Source organism: Mesorhizobium sp. M0816 (assembly GCF_040320005.1).
Taxonomy (GTDB): Bacteria; Pseudomonadota; Alphaproteobacteria; order Rhizobiales; family Rhizobiaceae; genus Mesorhizobium.
In genome coordinates this window covers 25313-47873 of sequence record NZ_JAMYOT010000038.1, presented here as the reverse complement: position 1 = coordinate 47873, position 22561 = coordinate 25313, and the positions used below count along the sequence as shown (strand labels likewise).

The following is a 22561-nucleotide window of genomic DNA, read 5'->3' as shown; positions in this document are numbered from 1 at the left end:
CGCGAGCGCCACTATGGAGCCGACACCAGGGACCGTCATCAAGCGCCGGCAGGTAGCATCGCCCCTGGCGATCGCCAGCACTTGTCTGTGCAGGTGCGCAAATTCCTCGCGCAGCTTCCGCCTGGCGGCCAGCAGTGGCTCCATGATCTGTTCGAGATCGGGCATGCATTCGACAAGCTCACGGATGCGGTCCTCGAACTTCGCCGTTCCCACGGCGCCGACCTTGAGCCCGAAGTTGCGCAGAAGACCGCGGATGTCGTTCTCGATCGCGATCGCCTTTTCCTGCAAGATCTTGCGGGCCGTCAGCAGCACCCGGCGCTTCTGGCTCGTCAGCGTCTTGATGTGCACCGGGCGGAATAGGTTGACCCGCATCATCTGGGCTATGCCGCGCGCATCATTGCGATCTGTCTTGTTCGGCTGCGCCTTCAGGAATGCTTTCACATGACGTGTTTCGATGCAGATGACCGGCAGCCCGGCCCTGGCCAGCCCCTCGAATAGCCACTGCGACAAGGGCCCTGCTTCGAGCCCGACCCGTTCGACGTTCCAAGTCGAGTCCTTCAGCACCGCAATGATATCGTCAGGGTGGCTGACCACCTTCACCTCACGACAAATCCTGCCGGTTTCGTCGACAACGCAAACGGCGGTTTCCTTCACCGAGATATCGAGGCCAACAAAATGCTTCATGTTGCGCTTCCTTTCCTGATGCTTGTGGCTGTCTGGACAGACCAAGTTATCATCAGCTCGAAGCGCAACACCTCTTTGCATCACCTTTGAAGATGGGCTCGAGCCGAATACCCCATCTGATTCCGACAATAGCACGACTTTGTCTTTCGTCACGCGCAGGAAGGTGCTTGCGGGAACAGCAATCGCAATGGCGGCGACACAGGCTAACTCGTTTGCTCGCAGCGACTTGGAGGGTGATGACGCCATTGATCCTGCGGTGGCGGTGTGGAAACGATGGCAGGCGGCTTGGGAGGAGACTGAACAGCTTTGCAATCAGCAGCAGCGGTTGGAGAGGGTACTTATCGAGACCGTTGGTTTCCCTTGCATGACAGTGAAGTTGTCCGACGGCCAGAGCGTGACCGTTCACTCTCTCGAAGCCCTCCAAGAATTGCTCGGTGTTCGTCCGGCGACCACAATAGCCCGCGCTCAGGCCGAAGCCGAAATCGTAGCCCATCAGGCGCGCTGGGATGCCGCCGGTAGGGAGATTGGTTATTCGACATCGTTACTTGCGGAGTGCGAAGCTGCCGAGCGCGCGCAGGCATTGCTCGAAGTCCTATCCCAGGTTCCTGCTACGTCACTGGCTGGTATAGCCGCTAAGCTAGATGCAGTGCTTAGGGAAGGGGAGTATTCGCTACACGACGGTGAATCCCCGTGGCCACAGATCCGCTCGGCTTTAGACGATATAGCTCGGATCAGGGAGCAGAAAGTCACGAGCTGAAACCTCGGCACTAAGGTTCCGAAATCGCGATCATTCGGCGGTTTGGTGATTCTCGCGGGGCTTACCGAATCAAACTCTCTATCCATGGAGTGACTGATGCAGTTCCGAAAGGCATTTGCGGAGCCAGGACGCCCCCACGTCATCCAGGCATGGCCAAAGACTGAAACCGAGTGTAGCCCGCATCCCGCAGATCAGCACGTCGGCAGGCAGATCGCCATCGTTCGTGTCCAGTCGGACGTATCGCAAGCCCAGCTTGCCCGATCCATAGGCATCAGCTTCCAGCAGCTTCAGAAATACGAGAACGCGAAAAACCGCGTGAGTGCCTCCACGCTCTACGAGATCGCTAGTTCACTGGCCGTCCCGGTCAGCCGTTTTTTCGGAGGCCTGCCCGGCAATGAGACTGACCGTGACGTTCCCACGCTACCGGTCGATGGGCGCATCGATTTTATTGCCAGCGCAGAAGGCCGACGCCTGATTGAAGGGCTGGTGCAACTTCATCCACGGGTGCGCCGCCGTGTGTCGGCCTTGGTCTCCGCATTGGGGAAGAACTGGCGGTTGTCGACCCAAAGCAGGAGAGTGGAACGTCCGCCGACCCCCATGCCGGTCGAGGGCAGGTTGGCTTAGGTGATTCCTTGTCGGTCGAGAAGACCGATCGCCTCTACTGCAACCTCAAGGATTGGGTGACGCTCGACGAACTCGATGTCGAGATCCACCTCGCCAAGGAAGGCGTGGTGTTGTCGCGCGACTCGCGATCCTCGGAAAAGTTCATGCATGGCATCAAGGTGCTGATGGCCAAAAATTACATCGACAACCTTTCTGAGGAAGCCCGGAAAGGGCAGATGGAAAAGGCGGAACAGGGGATCTGGCCGTCCAAGGCGCCGCTCGGCTATCTCAATGTCACGGCCAAGGACGGTAAGAAGGTCATCGAGCCGGACCCGGTGGTAGCGTCGGTTATCACCAAGCTATTCGAGCGCTACGCGACCGGCCAGTATTCACTCAAGGCGCTCACGAAGGCGGCGCATTGCGACGGCCTCATCCATCCAAAGAGCGGCAACCCAGTACCAGTCAGTACCGTGCACACGATTTTGCGCAATCGGCTCTATACGGGCCTGTTTCAATGGAATGGCAGGCTGCACCACGGCAAGCACGACCCGCTGGTATCGATCGACCTCTGGGAACGGGTCCAGGGCGTCCTGGCAGGCCGGCACGCGACCCCCATCCATTCCTACGGTTATGAGTTCGCCTTCTCGGGCCTCGTGATCTGCGCTGAGTGCGGCTGTGCGGTCGTGGCGGAGGTCAAGAAGGGGAAATACATTACTACCACTGCACGGGACATGCCGACAAAGGCCGGGGCGGCTATGCCGACTGTCGTCGCAAATATGTTCGCGAGGAGGTGCTGGATAAAACTTTTGCCGGCCTCCTGGACCAGCTTCATTTCGATGAGGAGGTTCTGGAATGGGTACGCGACGCGCTGAAGGCGAGCCATGCAGATGAGCGGCGCGAGCAGGAACAGGCAATCGAGCGGTGTCAGACTCAGTGCAAGCGTCTCGAAGACCGCCTCAACGCCATGTACCTGGACAAGCTCGACGGCCGCATCGACAATGCCTTCTACGACCGCATGTCGGCGCAATGGCGCGTCGAACAAGCGCGTCTGTTGCGTGAGATAGAGCGCCACGGCGAGGCGCAGGAAGCATACATGGCGATGGAATCCAACTGCTTGAGCTAGCCCGCAACGCCAGTCAAATGTTCAGTCGCCAGGCCCCAAATGAGAAAAAGCGGCTTCTAAATCTGGTGCTGTCGAACTGCGAATGGAATCGCGGCGAAGTTCACGCTGTCTTCAGGCAACCATTTGATTTACTTGCCGAAACGGCCGTGTCTGCCTCAATGGCAGAAGCTCGTGGCGACGTGTCTTTCACGAGGCATCCAGTTTGGCTGGGGTTCTTGGAAGGTTTTCGAACCTTCTGTCTCGCTCCTCCAGCCGAATTGCGTGTGCTTATGAAAGAGATGGGGACGTCGCGCTATCGGACAAAATTTGATCATCGGATACGTTCACTCCCCATTGGTGAGGGCGAGTCAGAAGATCGCTACTTCTTGAGACGCACCCATGAAGGAGACGTGACTATAACGTTTAGTGCCGCTTTATGTGGCCAGACGAGGGATGCTGCCTTGATCACTTCCGCACAGATGCGCGCGGCGCGGGCGCTGCTCGGAATCGACCAGGTCAGACTGGCCGAGTTCTCGGGAGTGTCGATTACAACCAGACTGACAGCCGCAAGATCGAGGAGCGCATCCGCGAAAAAGACGTTCAGTTGCGCGAACTCCAGCACCGGGTCAAGAACAATTTGCAGATGATCACCGCCCTGATCCGAATCGAAACTCGCAATGCGGTAGTGCCGGACCAAAAGCGTTTCGAGCGCCTAGCAGGACGTGTCGATGCCTTGGCGATGCTCTACCAAGAACTTTCCGGTGACGAACCAAAGGACGAGGTTGATCTCGGCGTCTATCTCAGTCAAATCGCATCGGGAGTCATGACCGCGCATGCTACAGAGGGGATCCGGCTCGACATGAGCGTGGACACCTACCCAGTTTCGATCAATGTCGCCATGCCCGCCGGACTGGTAGTGAACGAACTGCTGACCAATGCACTAAAGCATGCTTTTCAAGGACGCGAGGGAGGCACGATCACCCTGCACAGCATCGTTGAGGGTGAAGGCTGCCGGGTGGTCGTCGCCGATGACGGTATCGGCCTGCCAGAAGGCGAGACATGGCCCAAGCACGGTAAGCTCGGCGCGTTGATTGCGCGCTCGCTGATCGAAAACGCCAACGCGCAATTCGACGTGAACTCCAGCCCGAATGAGGGCACGAGAGTAACTATCCTGTTCAGGCGGGCCACAGCAGCCGCCGCCTGTTAGCTGCGTGCTTATGGAGGCGGGACATTATTTTTCGCTCAGTAGGTTGCCAGGAGCTTGCCCCAGGTCTCCCGAGTGAGCTCTTGCCATGGAGGGGAGTCCGTTCGCTGCCTGAAAGGGATCGGCTTCGGTCGGCGGATATCTGGGGCAATGGCAGCCGTTAGTTCCGGCCGATTGAACTGGATGTACGGCTGCTAAGGGGACGATGCCGACCTGGCCGCCTTTTCGAGAACCGGGGAATTCAAGCCCGTGTTGCAGTGACTTTGGAGGCGGCTGGACGGCAAAAAAGAAAGCCAGCTTAGAGGCTCGGCCAAGTTGTGAAGGTCAAAATCGCTATCAGGCATTGAAAAAGGCAGGCTCTCATTATATATCTCCGATGCGTCGGAAGATTTATTTAGGAGCGACCATGGCAGCTGTAGCCGAAATGCTGAAGGCAACCGAGGCCGCCGTGGTCTCGCGTGTAAGCCTGCGAGATGTCAATCGCGCAATCGATGAACGCATCCTGCCCGATGCCTTCGTATCGGTTGACAACGGCCGGCACGTCCTGGCTGGAGCCTGCTCCTTCATCAGCTTCTACTTCGAGACCGCAAAGCGTCTAACCTCGGAAGAACGACTGTTTGCGATCAGGACGGTTGAGCCCAAGCTAACACGCTCGCGCTCGCTCGCTTGGGCGGCACTGCTGCGCGAGGACTGGACCGTGCGTGACGACTTTCTAACGATCGATCTGATGCCGTTCCTGAAGAGCACGAGTGAACGTCTGTCCGATCTCGAGGCGGCTCGCGAGATGGTCACGTCGTCGGATGACGTGCTCAGCGGCACGCCCGTTATCCGTAACACTCGCGTCCCAGTGTATGATGTCGCGGCATCCGTCACTGTTGGTCATTCGGTTGAGCGCATTCTTGGGGCCTACCCGAGCCTTGACACGGAGAAGGTACGGCTCGCGGCGATTTATGCAGAGGCGAACCCCCTGCGAGGGCGTCCTCGTACTGGAGACCTTCCAAAAGGCTCCGTCATCACTTCCGATCGCCGTGTTCCGCGTCTTAGGAAGGCGGGATGAAGTTCCTGATCGATGAATGTCTCACCCCCGAGCTTGCAAAAATTGCGCATGGGAAGGGTCATTGCGAGACCAGCCACGTTGTCTGGCTGGGGCTCGCCGGGCTCAAGGACTGGGAGCTGAAGCCGATCATTCTTGAAGGCGACTGGACCTTCGTAACCAAGAACTCGGTGGATTTTAGGGGGCCAAAGGATAATCCGGGCACCAAGGGACAGTATGCAGATGTTGCCATCCACGCAGGGCTTGTTTGCCTAAACGGCCCGCCAGGCATGGATCTCGACATGCAGATCGAACTTTTCGAAATCGCGCTGATCGAGCTCGACGACGATGATCTTGTGAACCAGGTTCTTGAAGTGATCCTCGAAGACGAGGAAACGTTGCGCGTTGTCCGTTATGCGCTACCGAAGGAATGATCGAAGCCAACGAGGCAGCAAGCCCGAGGCGCAGGACCGATTTCATCAATGATCCTGCCGTCGTCGCGAAGCGCGAATAGGCACCTGGCGAGACTGGCCGCGGCAGAGTGAGACTGTAGCGAACAGACGATAAAAACAAACATCACTTGGGCACGCCGCAGAAAGGTGGCAAGCAGCCCTCTGGTCGCAACAAATGGAAGGCACGACTGGACGACATCGTCGATATGCCAAAGGCCTTCGCATCTGGTCCGATCAGAAATCCTATCTTGACGCGACGGCGCCGATGAAGAGTCAAAAAACGTAGCGCAATCGGTTCACGTCGAATGAAAACCGTGACCGTTCCTGTGCGGCGCTCAGACCGCCGCTGAGTGCCTGGCCTTTCCACTTTCAAAATATTTATCGAACTTCACCGCAATGCTCCTCACGAAGGGGCGATTTGCCGCCGGCACGACGAAACTGTCGCCTTGCAGTTCAAGCAGTTGAGCAGGATCCTTAAGGGCGATGGACCTTGCCTGAAGCAGGAGCCTTTGGCCGGCTTGCCCGAAGTTCTCCACCAGGTCGATCGCCGAGAAGGCGAAATCGCACATCAGCCGTTCAATGATCCAGCCCCGGGCGCGATCGTCGTCGCAGAGCACGATGCCGCGCACAGCCGCCAACCTGCCGTCTGCAACCATGCGGCCGTACTCGCCGGTCGAAGGCATGTTCTGCACGTAGCCCTGGCGAAAACGGCTGATCGACGAAGGGCCAAGTCCGATCAATGTCTCGCAGCGATCGTCCGTGTAACCCTGAAAATTGCGGTGCAAAGCGCCCGCGCGGGCCGCCACGGCCAACGCGTCGCCCGGCTTTGCGAAATGGTCGAGCCCGATTGATTCATAGCCCTCGTCCACAATCGCTCGCGCGGCAAGTCGCGATTGAGCGAACCGCTCCGTGGGACCGGGGAGACATGCCTCGTCGATCATCGTCTGATGTTTCTTGAACCAGGGCACGTGAGCGTAGCCGAACAGCGCCATCCTGTCCGGTTCCAGGGTGAGCGCCTGCGCCACGGTGGAACACAGGTTCTCCCTGGTTTGATGCGGCAGGCCGTAGAGCAGATCAAGGTTCACGGAATCCACTCCGCGGGAACGAACTTGGTCGACGACTGCCTTGGTCTGCAAAAAGCTTTGCTCGCGGTTGATTGCCTTTTGCACTTTCGGATCGAAATCCTGCACGCCGAGGCTCGCCCGCGTCATGCCGATTTCGGCAAGCGCATCAAGGCGGGCTTCGTCCGTATTGTTCGGATCGATCTCGACGCTGACCTTCGCATCGCCGAGAAAAACGAAGCTGTCCCGCAGCACCGTGCCCAGTGTCAGCATGTCCTCGGGCCTCAGCATCGTCGGCGAACCGCCGCCGAAATGAACTGCGCGAACTCGGCCCTTGCCGCTGACAAGGCCGCCAACCGTCGCGATCTCCGCATACAGCGAGCGCAGATAAGCGGCTACCGGCTCATAGTGGCGCGTCTGTCTGGTATGGCACGCGCAGAACCAGCAGAGCCTGTCGCAATAGGGAATATGCAGGTAAAGCGATATCTCGTCACCGCCTTCGAGCGCCTCCAACCAGCCTCGGTAGACGACAGCATCGACCCCCGTATGGAAATGCGGCGCGGTCGGATAACTGGTATAGCGCGGGACATTCTCGCCAAGTCTGGCAGCTAGCTCCGGTCGCATGTCTGGTCCACCGTGTTTGCGTCGCCGGAACTCTGGACGCCTTGATGAGGCAAAGCCCTGATTTCGGTCAACCTTCAGCACGGACAAACTGCCGCAAGGATTTTTCTACCGTAGATTGCTATCCTGCCGGCACTTGGGACGTAGAGCGATCGAATGACATTACGGCAGGACATTCACACTTCCGGCATTCCCGTTCTTTGCCTGTCTTGCGAGGCACGGCACCGCGGTGTCTGTGGTGCGCTCGAACCAGACCATTTGGCTCAGCTCGCCAAGACGTCGTCGCGGCACAATATCGAGCCGGGGGTCGAACTGATCGGCGACGCCGAGGCGGTCGACTGTTATTCAAACGTGCTTTCAGGCGTGGTGAAGCTCACGAAGAGCCTTTCGGACGGCCGCCAGCAGATCGTCGGTCTCCAGTTCGCGCCGGATTTTCTGGGACGGCCCTTCAAGATGAAAAGCGCGATCAATGCGGAAGCGGCAACAGCTGTCTCGCTATGCTCGTTTCCGAGAGCGGCCATCGAACGGATGATGAAGGAATCACCGGAATTTGTGCATCGCCTGCTCAAGCAGGCGCTGAACGAACTCGACGAGGCACGCGAATGGATGGTGACTCTGGGGCGCAAGACCGCACCGGAGAAGGTGGCGAGCTTTGTCCTCATGATCGCCCGGAACATCGGTTCCAGTGTTGACCCGGCGGCTAGGTCGGCGTGCTTCGAGCTGCCGATGACGCGTGCCGACATCTCTGATTTCCTTGGAATTACAAACGAGACCGTGAGCCGTCAGCTGACCAGCCTGAGAATGGACGGCGTGATTCGGATCGAGAACAACCGCCGTGTCACCGTGGACAGCATGAGCCGGCTGGAACGGCGCTGCGGCGGCCGAGGCGCAACCGCCGTTTGAATGACACCGAAGCTGCATGGCCTACGTCACTTACTTCGTTCGGGGCAGGGCATGCTCGCGTTGGGCTTAGAAGAAATCGCATAGCGACAGCCCGCTCTCCATCCGATCGCATGAGCCAGATGCGTTTCGGCCAACTCGTCGGCGAAGCATCCATTCCTCGAGATGCTTGACGTGCAACCGGCTGTTCCAGGCAGGATCGCACTCGGCCGAAGTCACCACGCCTCATACGCAGGGGAAAATCGCCGTCTCCCCGAACGATGAATGTCACGAAGGCAGCGCAACGCTGGCGCTGGCTGTCCCAAGGCATTGAAACGATCGACGTTCGGCAAGGCATTGGCCTACTTTCCAGCGTCACAGAAGGCGCGCTTCCCCACACGCCCGCGATCGCCTCCATACCCGACCCGACCGGGGACGCCGGGCCTGTCCATAAGCGTGGCGGCCGATGCTGCGCTTCCACATTCGATCGCCGCAGTCTGATCGCACCGAACTCGATGCTGCTCGAAGCAAAATCGTGCGGCTCTGACATGGATCAGGGCGAGCAGGCCACGGCTGCGCAATAAGGCACTGCGGTTTGGCGCCCGCCGGAATTGGAAATCGGGGCTTGCGATGAAATTCGGCACAGAGATCGTCCTTCTAAGCCTGTTTGCGTTTGCGGCCCTGGTGGCTGCCGGCTTCGGCGTAGATGAACCTTTTCGGCGGCATATGTGGGTTTTGTTCTTCGCCGTGGCTGGCTTCACTGCGATTCTGTTGCGCAACACGGAGTTCAAGCCGGCAGTTCCGATCGACCCCGCCGCTTACATGGATGGGCCGATCCGCTACGGTGCCATCGCCACCATGTTCTGGGGTGTCGTCGGCATGCTGGTCGGCGTGGTCATCGCCCTGCAGCTCGCCTACCCCGATCTCAACATCCAGCCCTGGTTCAATTTCGGCCGACTGCGGCCTTTGCATACTTCCGGCGTGGTTTTTGCCTTCGGCGGCAATGCACTCATCTGCACGTCACTTTATGTCGTGCAGCGGACCTGTCGCGCTCGGCTGTTCGGCGGCGATCTCGCCTGGTTCGTGTTCTGGGGCTATCAGCTGTTCATCGTCATGGCGGCAACCGGCTACCTGCTCGGCATCACCGAGAGCCGCGAATACGCCGAGCCCGAATGGTATGTGGACCTGTGGCTGACCATTGTCTGGGTCGCCTATCTCATCCTGTTCCTCGGCACGATCCTGAAGCGCAAGGAACCGCACATCTATGTCGCCAACTGGTTCTACCTTGCCTTCATCGTGACCATCGCAATGCTGCATGTGATCAACAACCTGTCGATGCCGGTCTCCTTCCTGGGCTCCAAGAGCTATTCAGCCTTCTCCGGCGTACAGGACGCCCTGACGCAATGGTGGTACGGCCACAATGCCGTCGGCTTCTTCCTCACCGCCGGCTTCCTCGGCATGATGTATTATTTCGTGCCCAAGCAGGCCAACCGACCGGTCTATTCCTACCGGCTGTCGATCATCCACTTCTGGGCTTTGATCTTTCTATACATCTGGGCCGGTCCGCACCACCTCCACTACACCGCCCTGCCGGACTGGGCCCAGACGCTCGGCATGGTGTTCTCGATCATGCTGTGGATGCCGTCATGGGGCGGCATGATAAACGGCGTGATGACGCTCTCGGGCGCCTGGGACAAGCTGCGCACCGACCCGATCATCCGTATGATGGTCATGGCCATCGCCTTCTACGGAATGTCGACTTTCGAAGGCCCGATGATGTCAATCAAGGCCGTCAACTCGCTCTCGCACTACACCGACTGGACCATCGGTCACGTCCATTCGGGCGCGCTCGGATGGGTTGGCATGATCTCGTTCGGCGCGATTTATTTCATGGTCCCGAAGTTATGGAACCGCGACCGGCTTTATTCGCTGCGGCTCGTCAACTGGCACTTCTGGCTGGCGACGCTTGGGATCGTCGTTTACGCCGCGGTGATGTGGGTCTCCGGCGTCATGCAGGGCCTGATGTGGCGCGAATACAACGAGCAGGGCTTCCTGGTCTACTCCTTCGCCGAAACCGTGGCCGCCATGCATCCCTACTACATCATGCGTGCCATCGGCGGCGCGATGTATCTGTCGGGCGCCCTCCTCATGGCCTGGAACATCGCCATGACCATCCTCGGCTACCAGCGCGAGGAGGATCCGATGCCGCGCTCCATCCCCGCCCTCCAGCCTGTGCGATCAGGAGCCAGAAAATGGGCTTGATGGACAGACACGCGGTCATCGAGAAGAACGCCACACTGCTTCTCCTCGGGTCCCTGCTGGTCGTGACAATCGGCGGTATCGTCGAGATCGCGCCGCTCTTCTATCTCGACAACACCATCGAGAAGGTGGAAGGCATGCGGCCCTATTCGCCGCTGGAGCTCGTCGGGCGCAACATCTATGTGCGAGAGGGATGCTATCTCTGCCATAGCCAGATGATCCGGCCGTTCCGCGACGAGGTCGAGCGCTATGGTCACTACAGTCTGGCGGCCGAGTCGATGTACGATCATCCTTTCCAATGGGGATCGAAGCGCACCGGGCCGGATCTCGCCCGGGTCGGCGACCGCTACTCGAACGGATGGCACGTCCAGCATCTCACCGAGCCGCGTTCGGTGGTGCCGGAATCTATCATGCCGAGCTACGCGTTCCTGAAGGACACGCCAATCGAGGTGAAGGATTTCTCGACGCATCTGATCGCCAACAGCCGTGTCGGTGTGCCCTATTCAGACGACATGATCACTCATGCCAATGCCGATCTCATGGCGCAGGCCGATGCGAATGCCGACACATCGGGCCTGGAGAGACGCTATCCGAAGGCCAAGCTTGGGGACTTCGACGGCAATCCGCAGCAGGTCACCGAAATGGATGCGCTGGTCGCCTATCTCCAGATGCTCGGCACGCTGGTCGATTTCAGGACCTATGACGAAGCCGCCGGTTACCGCTGAGGAGAATGGCGATGACCTACAATTTCATGCGGGAGTTTGCCGACAGCTGGGGCCTGCTTGCCATGGCGCTTTTCTTCCTCGGATGCGTTGCCTTTGCACTTCGTCCCGGCAGCCGCAGGCGAGCCGAGAGAGCCGCTCACATTCCTCTCAAGGACGACTGATCATGGGCAGCGAGCATATCGACGAGGTTTCGGGTATCTCGACGACCGGCCATGAGTGGGACGGCATCAAGGAACTCAACAACCCGCTTCCGCGCTGGTGGGTCATCACCTTCTACATCACCATTGCCTGGGCGATCGGCTACACCGTCGTCTATCCGGCATGGCCGATGCTGACTTCCGCGACCAGGGGTGTGCTGGGGTATTCGAGCCGCAGAGACGTCAAGAATGAACTGGCGGCGGCCGAAGTCGCCAAGGGCAAATATGTCGCTGCCATTCAGGCGAAGACCGTCTCCGAGATTACTGCCGACGATACGCTACGCGAATTCGCGATCGCCGCAGGTGGCGCCGCGTTCAAGGTCAATTGCGTGCAGTGCCATGGCTCGGGCGCTCAAGGGTCCAAGGGTTTTCCCAACCTAAACGACGACGATTGGCTGTGGGGTGGCAACGCCGAACAGATCCAGCAGACGATTGCGCACGGCATCCGCTTCGCATCAGACCCGGATACGCGCCTGTCGGAAATGCCTGCTTTTGGCGACATCATCACGACGGATCAGTTCAAGCAGGTCGGCGCCTATGTCGCAAGCCTCTCCGGTCCTGTTCAGGACACCAGCCTGATCGAACCCGGCGCCAGTGTTTTCGCCGAGAATTGTGCCGCCTGTCATGGTGAGAATGCAAAGGGCAACAAGGAATTCGGCGCACCCGACTTGACTGATGCGATCTGGCTCTATGGACCGGGCGAGTCGGCTATTGCCGCCCAGGTCCGCGCGCCGAAGCACGGCGTCATGCCGGCATGGATCGGGCGTCTCGGCGAGATCAAGGTCAAGGAACTCGCGGTCTATGTCCATTCGCTTGGCGGCGGAGAATAGGAACGCAAGCCTATTCTCGTCCTCCCCCCAACCGCCAAGCGACGAGGCCCGGCGCGAGCCGGGCCTCGGCATCATCCAGAAACCGATGGGTCGGGCTTCCGGCGAAATCGTCGCTGGTGACTGGAGCTTCTCGTGCTCGATAACACGCAAATAGAACGGCTCGAAGCCGATGCGGTCAACTCCGCCAAGACCCGTCAGCCGCTCTATGCCGGACGCAAGAAGATCTTCCCGAACCGGGCCTCTGGCAGTTTCCGCCGCTTCAAGTGGTCGGTGATGGCAATCACGCTGGGGATCTACTACCTGACCCCCTGGCTGCGGTGGGATCGTGGCCCGTTTGCCCCTGACCAGGCCGTGCTGGTCGATCTTGCCAACCGCCGCTTCTACTTCTTCTTCATCGAGATATGGCCGCAGGAATTCTACTACGTCGCCGGCCTGCTGGTCATGGCCGGTGTCGGCCTTTTCCTGATCACATCCACCGTCGGCCGGGCCTGGTGCGGCTATACGTGCCCGCAGACCGTGTGGGTCGATCTGTTTCTGGTCGTCGAGCGAGCCATCGAGGGCGACCGCAACGCGCGCATCAAGCTCGATGCCGGTCCCTGGACTGCGCGCAAACTCGTGCTGCGAACATCGAAACACGCCATTTGGCTGGTCATAGGGGTGCTGACCGGCGGCGCCTGGATTTTCTATTTCGCCGATGCGCCGACGCTGCTTGGGGAACTCTTCACCGGCACCGCCGCCCCCGTCGCCTACATCACCGTGTCCGTGCTGACGGCGACGACCTATACGTTCGGCGGGCTGATGCGCGAGCAGGTCTGCACCTACATGTGCCCATGGCCGCGCATCCAGGCGGCCATGCTCGACGAGAATTCCCTCACCGTCACCTATAATGACTGGCGCGGCGAACCGCGCTCGCGTCACGCCAAGAGGGTCCTTGCCGCCGGGCAGCCCGTCGGCGACTGCGTCGACTGCAATGCCTGTGTCGCGGTGTGCCCGATGGGGATCGACATTCGTGATGGCCAGCAGCTTGAATGCATCACCTGCGCGCTCTGCATCGATACCTGTGACGGTATAATGGACAAGCTCGGCAGGGAGCGCGGACTGATTTCCTATGCGACGCTGGCCGACTACAACGCCAATATGATGCTGGCGACCCCGGGCGGCTCCGGTTCAGTCAACCCGTCACTGCTCAGGAGCGCTGACGGCCTGTTCTCCGACAAGGTGGCCCGTTTCCATATCCGCAAGATCTTTCGCCCGCGCACCTTCATCTACATGGGCGCCTGGTCGGCGGTCGGTCTCGCGCTGCTCTATTCGCTGCTGACCCGCGAACGGCTCGAATTGAATGTCCTGCACGATCGCAACCCGCAGTTCGTGACGCTGTCCGACGGTTCGATCCGCAACGGCTACACCGTCAAGCTGCTCAACATGATCCCCGAACCAAGAACGATCATTGTCACGATGCAGGGCCTGCATGGAGCCGAAATGAGCGTTGTCGGCATCGACCTGCCGGCGGATCGCTCCTTTGCCATCCCGGTCGAACCCGACCGGCTGAAGATGCTCAAGGTTTTCGTGCGTCAGCCGGCAGATCAGGTTCGGGGTGCAGCGCAAAGCTTCAAGTTCCGGGTCGAAAACAAGGCAACGTTCGAGTCGGACGAATACACGGCCACTTTCAACGCACCGGAGATCCCCAGATGAGCGACACCTCGCGACAATCTCGCGAATTCACCGGCAGGCATATGCTGTTCACCATCCTTGGCTTCTTCGGCGTGGTCATAGCGGTCAATCTGACGATGGCGACGCTCGCCAACACGAGCTGGACCGGCCTTGTCGTCGAAAACACCTATGTGGCGAGCCAGCAATTCAACAAAAAGGCCGAGCAAGGGCGAGCTCAGGCAGCCCTCGGCTGGACTGGCAAACTGACCATCGCAGGCGGTGAGGTCCGCTACAGTCTCACCGATGCTGGCGGCAAGACGGTTGCCGTGCATGGCGTCAAGGTGCTGTTTCGTCATCCCGCCTACGAGGCCGAGGACAAATCCGTCACTCTTGCAGCTGCCTCCGGTCAGATATTCGCCGCGCACCACATGCCCAAGGATGGCGTCTGGATCGTCGAAATCGACGCCGATGCGAGCCTTGCGGAACCCTATCGCGACGTTCGCCGGATCGTGATTTCCCGCGGGGCGCTGCAATGAGCTGCTGCGCGCCAGGCGCCGAAATGGCATTGGACCTGGAAAAGGTCACACTGGTCCTGCCTTCTGGCCAGGAAATCAGACTGGCGAGCCGCTCGATTGGCGAAAATCTTCGCCAGACCGACCTCTCGGTGCCAGCTGTGCATTGTGCCGCCTGCATCCAGACGATCGAGACGGCGATCGGCAAGCTGGATCGCGTCGAAGGCGCTCGTGTCAATCTTTCGACGAAACGTGTTTCGGTCCGGTGGCGCGGCGACGAGGTTCCGCCATTCGTCGCCACACTTGGACGGCTGGGCTATGGCGCGCACCTGTTCGATCCCGAGGCTGACGGGAAGAACAAGACGCTCTCGGAACTGATCCGCGCCGTCGCGGTCGCCGGCTTTGCGGCGGGCAACATCATGCTGCTATCAGTCTCCGTCTGGTCCGGCGCGCAAGGCGCGACCCGCGACCTGTTCCATTGGGTCTCGGCCTTGATTGCCATTCCTGCGCTCGCTTTCGCCGGCGGCATCTATTTTCGCTCGGCCTGGAATGCGCTGCGCCACAGCCGCATGAACATGGACGTGCCGATCGCGGTCGGGGTATCGCTCGCTTACGCCATGAGCCTCTACGAGACGATCAACCATGGCGACCATGCTTATTTCGACGCGTCGGTGTCGCTGCTGTTCTTTCTGCTGATCGGCCGCACGCTGGATCACGTGATGCGGGAACGGGCGCGGACGGCCGTGAACGGACTGGCTCGGCTGGCGGCGCGCGGCGCCATGGTGCTGCGCGAGGATGGTTCGCGCGACTACTTGCCGGTTGGCGAGATCGAACCAGGAATGGAGCTCTTGGTCGCGGCTGGCGAGAGGGTGCCCATCGACGGCAGGATCATTGGCGGGGCGTCGGATCTCGACTGTTCCCTGGTTTCCGGGGAAAGCACGCCCAGAACGGTGGGCCCGGGGGCGCAGGTCCAGGCCGGTACACTCAATCTCACCGGTCCGCTGACCATCGAGGCGACGGCCGCCGCGAAGGATTCCTTCCTGGCCGAAATGATTCGGCTGATGGAAGCGGCAGAGGGCGGCCGCGCCCGCCATCGCAGGATCGCCGATCGCGTCTCCGCGCTCTATGCCCCCGTGGTCCACCTCACCGCCTTTGTGACGTTCCTCGGCTGGATGGCGGCGACCGGCGACTGGCACCGGGCAATAACAATCGCCATCGCCGTTTTGATCATCACATGCCCGTGCGCGCTCGGTCTCGCCGTGCCGATCGTGCAGGTGGTCGCTGCGCGGCGGCTGTTTGAAAGCGGCGTCATGGTCAGGGACGGCTCCGCCATGGAGCGCCTGGCGGGGATCGACACGGCATTGTTCGACAAAACCGGCACGCTTACGCTCGGACTGCCCAGGCTGATCAATGCGCCGTCCATCGATCCGACGATGCTCGCTATGGCGGCCGAGATGGCAGCCCATTCCCGCCATCCCTTTTCGAAGGCAATCGCTGGCAATGCAGCCTTTGCCGGCCAGCCGAAACTCGCGTCCGTCAGCGAGCATCCGGGCTTCGGCATCGAAGCCATCGCCGAGGGCAGTACCTGGCGGCTGGGTCGCCGCGGATGGGGTGAGTGGAAAGCCCGGACCGGCGGCGAAAGCAAACAAGGCTATGGCGGAACCGTTTTGACGAAGGACGGGGTCATTGTCGCGACTTTCGATTTCGAGGATGAGCTGCGTGCCGATGCCAAGGCGGCCATCGAGCAACTGAACGGCGCCGGCGTGTCGGTGGAGATGCTGTCGGGCGACACAGAAGCTGCCTGCGGCGAAGTCGCGGAAGCACTGGGTGTCGAGCGCTTCGTTCCCGCGTTGCTTCCCTGCGGGAAGGTCGATCACATCGAAGCATTGACGCGAACTGGCCACAAGGTGCTGATGGTCGGCGATGGGCTCAACGACACGCCTGCATTGGGCGCCGCACACGTTTCGATCGCTCCGGCCACGGCGGCGGATATCGGTCGCAACGCCGCGGATTTCGTGTTCCTGCGTAAAAGTCTTCTGGCGGTCCCACTTGCTTTAGACATTTCGCGGAAGGCCGGACGGCTGATCCGGCAGAACATCGCCATCGCGATCGTTTACAATGGCATCGCCGTGCCGGTCGCCATTCTGGGGCACGTTACGCCACTGATCGCGGCGGTCGCGATGTCCGCCTCGTCCCTCCTGGTCATCGGCAATGCGCTACGCCTGCAAGGTTTCGTGTCAAATGCATCGGTGCAAGATGCCCGACATGACAGGCGCTCCGACATTGGCGCACTGGCACAATCCTCATGACGACGCTCGCCTACCTCATACCTGTGGCCCTGTTCCTCGGAGCGCTTGGGCTGGCCGGGTTCCTGTGGACCTTGAGGAGCGGCCAATATGAAGATCTCGATGGCGCCGCCGAGCGGATCCTGATCGATCGCGACGAGCCACGCAGTTGACCCAGCCTGCCCTGCGAGGACTCGCTCGAATATTTTCCGCGGTTGCTTCGCGTCATGCCGATTTCGGCGCGCGACGGGTGCGAACGGATCAGCCAGAATACGTTGCCGAACTTTCGGCCAGGAAAGGGCCGCACCGAACGGGAAGCCGGCCATTCCATGATGACCTGACCAGACCATGGCGTCGCGATCGACCAGTCGACCGTGAACCCGCCGTTGCCGCGTTTATCGAGCCTGGTTGATCCACATCAGGGTTATCTCTTCATCGGCATGGTTTCATTGAGCATTTTTGAACGGAGAACGGATGTCTAACGGACGGTTAGGTCGCGTGGAGACGCTTGGGGAGATGAGCCGCAAACCGTGGATCGATTGCGATGCGTTCCAGTGCCCTTCGTCGCAGATAGCCGACGCTATGGCGGCACGCTGATGGCCGGCTCTGTCGATAGATTCGACGTTATTGTCGTCGGAGCCGGGCCGGTCGGACTTTCCTTCGCCGCATCGCTTGCCCAGAGCCGACTCAAGGTGGCAGTGGTTGAACGGCAGTCGCTCGAAAGCCTGGCGAATCCGGCTTTCGACGGTCGCGAGATCGCGCTGACCCACGCATCGGTTGGAATCCTTCGCGAGCTCGGCGCCTGGGATGCCATCCCGGCTTCGGACAAATCACCGCTACAAGGCGCGCGCGTGCTCAACGGATCGAGCCCTTTCGCCCTGAGCTTCGATTCTCCCAGCGGATCTGGGGAACCACTCGGAATTCTGGTCCCAAATTGTCGGATCCGCGACGCCCTGTTCAAGCTTGTCCACTTCCAGGATCATGCCCAGCTGCTGTGCGGCCGCTCGGTCGTCACTGCAACAACCAGCCACAAAGAAGCAGTCATAACGCTCTCTGATGGCAGGCAATTGGCCGCTCGGCTGCTCGTTGCAGCGGATTCGCGTTTGTCCGCGACGCGCGACCTCCTCGGCATTGGCGCCGCCATCAATCGGCTTGGCAACTCGATGCTGATTTGCCGGGTGAGGCACGAGCGCGCCCATCACCAGATCGCGGTCGAATGGTTCGATCACCATCAAACGATAGCGATGTTGCCGCTCATGGAAGGCGTGTCGTCGCTGCTTCTCACTTTGCGCTCAAGCGAGGCCGACAGACTGCTTGCTCTCGACGACGATTTGTTCCTCATGGAATTGACGAACCGGTGTCGAGGACGCCTCGGAGAGATAACCTTGGCAAGCACCCGCCATGCCTATCCGCTGGTCACGACCTGGGCGCACAAGTTCTGGGCTCCGAGTGCGGCACTGATCGGCGATGCTGCCCTCGGCATGCACCCGGTGACCGCGCATGGCTTCAACATCGGCCTCAGTGGCCAGAAGCAACTCGCCGATAGAATCCTGGCGGCATGTCGCGAGCGCCGCGACATTGCTGATCCCGACATACTCGGCAGATACGAAAGCCGGCTGCGTCTGTCGGCGGCACCGCTCTATCATGCTACGAATGCACTTGTCGCTCTCTACTCAGGCGAGCACCCGGCGGCACGGCTTGCAAGACATGCAGGGCTTCGCTTTGCCCAATATCTTCCCTTTATCCGCCATGGCATTTCGGCCATGCTCAGGCGGTGAACGCAGGCAGCGCTGCCGCTCTGGAACGCTATCTCGGCCCGGCTTCCTTTTGTCTCGCCGGGCGCGTTGATGCCGTTGGCAGGGCTGCTTCCATGGTGACGTTGCCGATCCTGGGATGATTCGGATCAAGGCACGCGTGCGGGCAAGAGCTCGATGGTCAGACGGCAAGGCCAAGAGCAGACGTGCGCCCCGAAGACATGGTGAGCGCACTGGTTACCCCCGCTGGATAGTTAACCCGTCCTTCAGTGGGCCTGCGTAAGCTTGTCCTCGCGAACAACGATGGGAGCAAGCTGGTCCGTCCATGGCCCCGAAGAAAGTAGACACGCTGGAGGCCAAAATCCGTCAGGATCAGCTTGCTGACCTGAGGACCGGCCTCTTCGTGTCGATGCCGATAAGCGGTATCCTGTCAGGCCTGATTTGGGCGGTGCACGCCCTTTCTGGCAGCGGCTTTGCCGCTGCAATCTGGTTCCTGGTCGTCAATGCGATAAATGCCGCCCGCCTTGCACTCGCGCGTTATCAGCTAAAGGAAACGGGGCGCCATGACGGTTTAGTGGGGGTTTTGCCGCGGCTTCGCTGGTTTGGCATCCTTGCTCTTCTGGCAGGGTTTGCCTGGTCCTTCCTCGCCGTCCTGACCGTTGGATATACGACACCTCAAGCACCGCTGCATCTGGTCATTCTGGCGGGCATTTCCGCTGGTGCGGTTACATACGGCAGTTCGTATGCCGCGGCGGCGACCAACTTCATCACACCTCCGCTCCTCATCACGGTGGGTTGCCTTTTGGCGAAAGGCAATTTTGAAGACTACATTCTGGCTTTTACCGTTCTGCTCTTCATGGGCGGCTTGGTTCGAGCTTCGTTTGTTGGGCAAGCACGGTTCCGCGAAGCGAGCCGCCTGAGGCATGAGGCCGAGCGGCTTGCGGCGGAGATGAAGGCCAGTTCCAGGCAGGACCACCTGACGGCCCTTCTCAACAGGCGTGGCCTCGAACACGCTATCGGACGGTTCGAGACCGCGGATAGCCCCTTCGTGGCAATGCTGATTGATCTGGACGGGTTCAAATCCGTCAACGATACCTACGGTCACAGGACCGGTGATGAACTGCTTGTCAGGATCGCCCGCCGCATAGAGGAGGAAGCACCGGAAGGCTCAACGCTCGCTCGTATCGGCGGCGATGAATTCGTGCTGTTTTTTCCCTCAACGAGGGTTTCGCTTTCTGCCAGTGATCTCGCCTCCAATATCATAGCCAAAATTGCCCGCCCCTATATCGAGGTCGCGTCCGTCCGGGTCGGGGCATCAATAGGAATATACCTGGCGGAAAGCCCGGGCCTGACCGAAATGTTGTTGCGGGCGGATATCGCCCTTTATACGGCCAAGCGTCGTGGCAGGAACGAATTTTGCCTGTTCGATGCCGAACTCGACAGGGAACTGCAACGCCGCCAGTCCGTCGAACGGGACCTTCATTCGGCGATAAAGACGAGAAGCTTGCAACCTTGGTTCCAGCCGATCGTGAAACTCGACACCGAGGCCGTGGTCGGTTTTGAAGCCTTGCTGAGGTGGTCCCATCCGACTCATGGTGCCATCTCTCCACCCGAAATCATCACAGCTGCACGCGAAACCGGTATGCTTCAGCTGCTGACGCAAACCGTATTCGCCGACTGTTGTGCTTTTATCGACGGCTTGGTGAAAGCTGACTGTCGTGATCTCCGTGTGGCGATGAATGTTTCACCGCGCGAACTGGAAGCCGGCGATATCGACGACATGGTTCTGGATGGTCTGGCGGCAAGAGGTCTGCCTGCAACGATGTTCGAGATCGAGATTACCGAAGAATCCCCGGTGGACCCGGACAGAGTGGATGAAAAGCTCGGACGGCTTTCACATGCCGGCATTTCCATCGCGCTCGATGACTTCGGCACCGGCTTTTCCACGTTGGCATCGCTCAAGGACAGTCGGATACGCAAGGTGAAAATAGACCAGGGCTTCATTCGCGGCTTGGCCAAGTCCCGAGAGGACCGACTGCTTGTCAAATCGGTCATCGATCTCGGTAACATGCTCGGGATCGAGGTCATGGCCGAGGGCGTCGAAACAGAGGCGGATCGGCAAACCCTGCACAAGCTTGGCTGCAGGACCGCTCAGGGCTTCCTGTTCTCGAAGGCGGTGCCTCTGAGCCAAGCACTAGAAATGGCAGTCAAACAGCACGCGAACCAGTTGTGACCGCTCCAGCCGCGCTGTCTCTCGCGGCCGTGCGCTCATGAATGGCGGGTATCTGAACTTCCTTGTTTGAAGAGCATGACAGTCCGTGCTGTGCGTCAGCCGGCGAACAGTTCTTTGTAGCCAGTCGTCACCATCCAGTTCGCCCGGTCGATATGGCTGCGAAGAGCCTTGCGGGCGCGGACCGGTTCAAGGGCCGGGTCGATGCCGAGAATGAGATCAGCCATCTCCTCTTCGCTGGCATTGTCGGCGCAGGCATCCAGGATCCGCAGGTAGATCGTGAAATGCTCCCTGTCGTAGCTCGTGAGGTTCTCCGACCAGGGGACTTCATCGCTCAACGTTGAGCTTCGACTCTCATCTGTTCCCATTGGTCGATTCATGCCTGCGAACCTCGCCTGTTGAGCGCACGCAGCATATCCCAAAATGGGATAATCCGAAACCGGGATTAGTCGCTGATCCGGTCTTTACCCGACCGGTTCGCCTACATGCCCAAGTCTCTTCGATCGCCCCGCCACCAGCGGTTTCTGGCCCAGCTGGTTTCCCTGCGCAAGGCCAAAGGCCTGACTCAGGCGCAGGTGGCCGAGAGGCTTGATCGTCCCCAATCCTTCGTGGCCAAGTACGAGGGCGGAGAGCGTCGTCTCGACGTCATCGAGTTTCTCGACTTGACTGCGGCCCTTGACGTTGATCCGTGCGAGATTCTGTCCAGCCTGCGGTCCTAGCGGGCGCCCGCGCGCCAACGGCTCGCGGCGGTGCCTTGAACCGAGCGCGCTTTTTTCGGCAAGCTGCCATTCCGCTGCGGGTGGATCTTTACCAGGCCATGCCGATATAGGATGATAATCCTAGGTGGGGCGATTCCTCAACGGAGATCGCAATGGCTAGGACCAAACTTTCCAAGCAGCTTTCACAGGCTGAAATCGAGCGCTTTCTGGCGGACGCGGAACGGCTGCACAAGAGCATCGTCCAGCCGCTTCTATCACCTAGCAGCGACCATTACCGGGCTCTCCAACGCACCCATGAAGCGCTGTTGAAGACGGTGAAGGATATCACGGGTAAGGATGCGCCGTTCATTCAATGGTTCGGAACAGGACCGGTGAATTAGACCCGACTTGTAGACTCCAGGCTGCAAACGTCGCATTCTCTCTTCGGGGAGAAGGGGCGTGGGCAACCATCGCTATCAAGACAATCGGTACAACCGTCGCAGGTATGGCGAGCGCCATCGTTCGAAGGACGTTCCGTTGTGGGCAAAGATCGTTGCTGGTGGAACAATCCTGGCTGGCTTTCTTGCCTTCGAATCGACCCTGCCGCTGTCGGCTGCAACATCAAAGCCAATATAAGCTACAAAACGGGCGAGCGCATCTATCATGATCCCGGACAGGAATATTACTGGGACACGCGCCTCAACCTGTTGAAAGGCGAGCGCTGGTTTTGTTCGGAGGAAGCCGCGCCACGGCGGCGATGTCGTCGAGTTTCTCGACGTAACTGCGGCGCTTGACGATGATCCGTGCGAAAAATCTGTCCGGCCTGCCGTCCTGGCGGGCGCCCGCGCGCCTGACGACGCGCACCAGGTGCTCGTGAACCGAGCCCGCTTTTCTTCGGCAAGCTCAGGCGGTCTCGGCCATTCGGCTTCGCCCCTTGGCGTGGGCAGCCCTTCGGGCTGTGACGGCCGCCGCCCTTGCGGGCGGCGCGGTTTGTCTGTTGGCCTTTCCCGGTGGCGCGGGGTGGG

The 22561-nt window shown here is 60.0% G+C and carries 24 protein-coding genes and 4 pseudogenes; 25 read left to right on the top strand and 3 right to left on the bottom strand.

Going from position 1 to position 22561, the window contains the following annotated elements; translation table 11 throughout:
* On the bottom strand, positions 1-684 hold a 684-nt coding region (locus tag NKI17_RS32525; RefSeq protein ID WP_352907424.1), incomplete at its 3' end, for an IS110 family RNA-guided transposase.
* A 187-nt stretch (positions 685-871) separates the two neighbouring features.
* Between NKI17_RS32525 and NKI17_RS32520 the strand changes: the two genes are divergently transcribed.
* The 9 genes and pseudogenes from NKI17_RS32520 to NKI17_RS32480 all read left to right on the top strand — a co-directional run bounded on the left by NKI17_RS32520 (position 872) and on the right by NKI17_RS32480 (position 5817).
* The gene (locus NKI17_RS32520; protein WP_352624392.1) at positions 872-1441 is read left to right on the top strand and encodes a hypothetical protein; all 570 of its coding nucleotides are present in this window, start codon (positions 872-874) and stop codon (positions 1439-1441) included.
* Between the two features lie 96 nt (positions 1442-1537).
* Complete coding sequence (locus NKI17_RS32515) at positions 1538-2065, top strand: helix-turn-helix domain-containing protein (RefSeq protein WP_352624393.1); 528 nt, start codon at positions 1538-1540, stop codon at positions 2063-2065.
* Positions 2066-2073: 8 nt separating this feature from the next.
* A pseudogene (locus tag NKI17_RS32510) lies at positions 2074-2586 on the top strand (recombinase family protein); the annotation flags it as partial.
* A 125-nt stretch (positions 2587-2711) separates the two neighbouring features.
* A pseudogene (locus NKI17_RS32505) lies at positions 2712-2804 on the top strand (hypothetical protein); the annotation flags it as partial.
* Between the two features lie 204 nt (positions 2805-3008).
* Positions 3009-3167, top strand: a complete 159-nt coding sequence (locus tag NKI17_RS32500) for a hypothetical protein (protein ID WP_352624441.1) — start codon at positions 3009-3011, stop codon at positions 3165-3167.
* Positions 3168-3607: 440 nt separating this feature from the next.
* Positions 3608-3700 (top strand): annotated as a pseudogene (locus NKI17_RS32495) (helix-turn-helix domain-containing protein); the annotation flags it as partial.
* 11 nt (positions 3701-3711) lie between these two features.
* Positions 3712-4353, top strand: a pseudogene (locus NKI17_RS32490) (histidine kinase dimerization/phosphoacceptor domain -containing protein); the annotation flags it as partial.
* A 403-nt stretch (positions 4354-4756) separates the two neighbouring features.
* Positions 4757-5407 (top strand): DUF433 domain-containing protein, encoded by a 651-nt coding sequence (locus NKI17_RS32485; RefSeq protein WP_352549603.1) that lies wholly within the window; start codon positions 4757-4759, stop codon positions 5405-5407.
* Complete coding sequence (locus tag NKI17_RS32480) at positions 5404-5817, top strand: DUF5615 family PIN-like protein (protein WP_352624396.1); 414 nt, start codon at positions 5404-5406, stop codon at positions 5815-5817. Before NKI17_RS32485 ends, NKI17_RS32480 begins: the two co-directional genes overlap by 4 nt.
* Positions 5818-6170: 353 nt before the next feature.
* Here the strand turns inward: NKI17_RS32480 and hemN are convergent, their stop codons facing one another.
* The gene (gene hemN, locus NKI17_RS32475) at positions 6171-7520 is read right to left on the bottom strand and encodes an oxygen-independent coproporphyrinogen III oxidase (RefSeq protein ID WP_352825778.1); all 1350 of its coding nucleotides are present in this window, start codon (positions 7518-7520) and stop codon (positions 6171-6173) included.
* Positions 7521-7673: 153 nt separating this feature from the next.
* On the opposite strand from hemN, the gene NKI17_RS32470 reads away from it, so the two are divergent.
* The 12 genes from NKI17_RS32470 to NKI17_RS32415 all read left to right on the top strand — a co-directional run bounded on the left by NKI17_RS32470 (position 7674) and on the right by NKI17_RS32415 (position 20841).
* Positions 7674-8420, top strand: a complete 747-nt coding sequence (locus NKI17_RS32470) for a Crp/Fnr family transcriptional regulator (protein ID WP_352624399.1) — start codon at positions 7674-7676, stop codon at positions 8418-8420.
* A 257-nt stretch (positions 8421-8677) separates the two neighbouring features.
* Positions 8678-8980: a hypothetical protein gene (locus NKI17_RS32465; RefSeq protein WP_352610871.1), complete on the top strand. Its 303-nt coding sequence runs from the start codon at positions 8678-8680 to the stop codon at positions 8978-8980.
* A gap of 46 nt (positions 8981-9026) precedes the next feature.
* Positions 9027-10658 (top strand): cytochrome-c oxidase, cbb3-type subunit I, encoded by a 1632-nt coding sequence (gene ccoN / locus NKI17_RS32460; protein WP_352907423.1) that lies wholly within the window; start codon positions 9027-9029, stop codon positions 10656-10658.
* The gene (gene ccoO / locus NKI17_RS32455; protein WP_352624403.1) at positions 10649-11380 is read left to right on the top strand and encodes a cytochrome-c oxidase, cbb3-type subunit II; all 732 of its coding nucleotides are present in this window, start codon (positions 10649-10651) and stop codon (positions 11378-11380) included. The genes ccoN and ccoO overlap by 10 nt, the downstream gene beginning before the upstream one ends.
* Before the next feature lie 11 nt (positions 11381-11391).
* Complete coding sequence (locus NKI17_RS32450; RefSeq protein ID WP_352624405.1) at positions 11392-11541, top strand: cbb3-type cytochrome c oxidase subunit 3; 150 nt, start codon at positions 11392-11394, stop codon at positions 11539-11541.
* 2 nt (positions 11542-11543) lie between these two features.
* On the top strand, positions 11544-12407 hold the full coding sequence (gene ccoP / locus NKI17_RS32445; protein ID WP_352624407.1) for a cytochrome-c oxidase, cbb3-type subunit III: 864 nt from the start codon (positions 11544-11546) through the stop codon (positions 12405-12407).
* Positions 12408-12539: 132 nt separating this feature from the next.
* A complete protein-coding gene (ccoG, locus tag NKI17_RS32440) occupies positions 12540-14099 on the top strand; it encodes a cytochrome c oxidase accessory protein CcoG (RefSeq protein WP_352624409.1) in 1560 nt (519 codons plus the stop codon).
* Positions 14096-14593, top strand: a complete 498-nt coding sequence (locus tag NKI17_RS32435) for a FixH family protein (protein ID WP_352624410.1) — start codon at positions 14096-14098, stop codon at positions 14591-14593. The genes ccoG and NKI17_RS32435 overlap by 4 nt, the downstream gene beginning before the upstream one ends.
* Positions 14590-16878 (top strand): cation-translocating P-type ATPase, encoded by a 2289-nt coding sequence (locus NKI17_RS32430; RefSeq protein WP_352624412.1) that lies wholly within the window; start codon positions 14590-14592, stop codon positions 16876-16878. Before NKI17_RS32435 ends, NKI17_RS32430 begins: the two co-directional genes overlap by 4 nt.
* Positions 16875-17027: a cbb3-type cytochrome oxidase assembly protein CcoS gene (ccoS, locus tag NKI17_RS32425; protein ID WP_352624413.1), complete on the top strand. Its 153-nt coding sequence runs from the start codon at positions 16875-16877 to the stop codon at positions 17025-17027. The genes NKI17_RS32430 and ccoS overlap by 4 nt, the downstream gene beginning before the upstream one ends.
* Positions 17028-17450: 423 nt before the next feature.
* The gene (gene ubiM / locus NKI17_RS32420; protein WP_352624439.1) at positions 17451-18632 is read left to right on the top strand and encodes a 5-demethoxyubiquinol-8 5-hydroxylase UbiM; all 1182 of its coding nucleotides are present in this window, start codon (positions 17451-17453) and stop codon (positions 18630-18632) included.
* 301 nt (positions 18633-18933) lie between these two features.
* Positions 18934-20841 (top strand): putative bifunctional diguanylate cyclase/phosphodiesterase, encoded by a 1908-nt coding sequence (locus NKI17_RS32415; RefSeq protein ID WP_352508088.1) that lies wholly within the window; start codon positions 18934-18936, stop codon positions 20839-20841.
* 95 nt (positions 20842-20936) lie between these two features.
* On the opposite strand, the gene NKI17_RS32410 is transcribed toward NKI17_RS32415, so the two are convergent.
* The gene (locus NKI17_RS32410; protein WP_352480260.1) at positions 20937-21218 is read right to left on the bottom strand and encodes a DNA -binding domain-containing protein; all 282 of its coding nucleotides are present in this window, start codon (positions 21216-21218) and stop codon (positions 20937-20939) included.
* Positions 21219-21323: 105 nt separating this feature from the next.
* Between NKI17_RS32410 and NKI17_RS32405 the strand changes: the two genes are divergently transcribed.
* From NKI17_RS32405 to NKI17_RS37180, 4 genes are all read left to right on the top strand, one after another.
* Positions 21324-21557 carry a helix-turn-helix domain-containing protein gene (locus NKI17_RS32405; protein WP_352624416.1) on the top strand — a complete coding sequence of 78 codons (234 nt, stop codon included), beginning with the start codon at positions 21324-21326 and terminating at the stop codon, positions 21555-21557.
* A gap of 152 nt (positions 21558-21709) precedes the next feature.
* Positions 21710-21937 carry a hypothetical protein gene (locus tag NKI17_RS32400; protein ID WP_352624418.1) on the top strand — a complete coding sequence of 76 codons (228 nt, stop codon included), beginning with the start codon at positions 21710-21712 and terminating at the stop codon, positions 21935-21937.
* A 58-nt stretch (positions 21938-21995) separates the two neighbouring features.
* Positions 21996-22172: a hypothetical protein gene (locus NKI17_RS32395; RefSeq protein WP_352624420.1), complete on the top strand. Its 177-nt coding sequence runs from the start codon at positions 21996-21998 to the stop codon at positions 22170-22172.
* Positions 22130-22330 (top strand): sunset domain-containing protein, encoded by a 201-nt coding sequence (locus tag NKI17_RS37180; RefSeq protein ID WP_502894680.1) that lies wholly within the window; start codon positions 22130-22132, stop codon positions 22328-22330. Before NKI17_RS32395 ends, NKI17_RS37180 begins: the two co-directional genes overlap by 43 nt.
* Positions 22331-22561 lie beyond the last annotated feature (231 nt).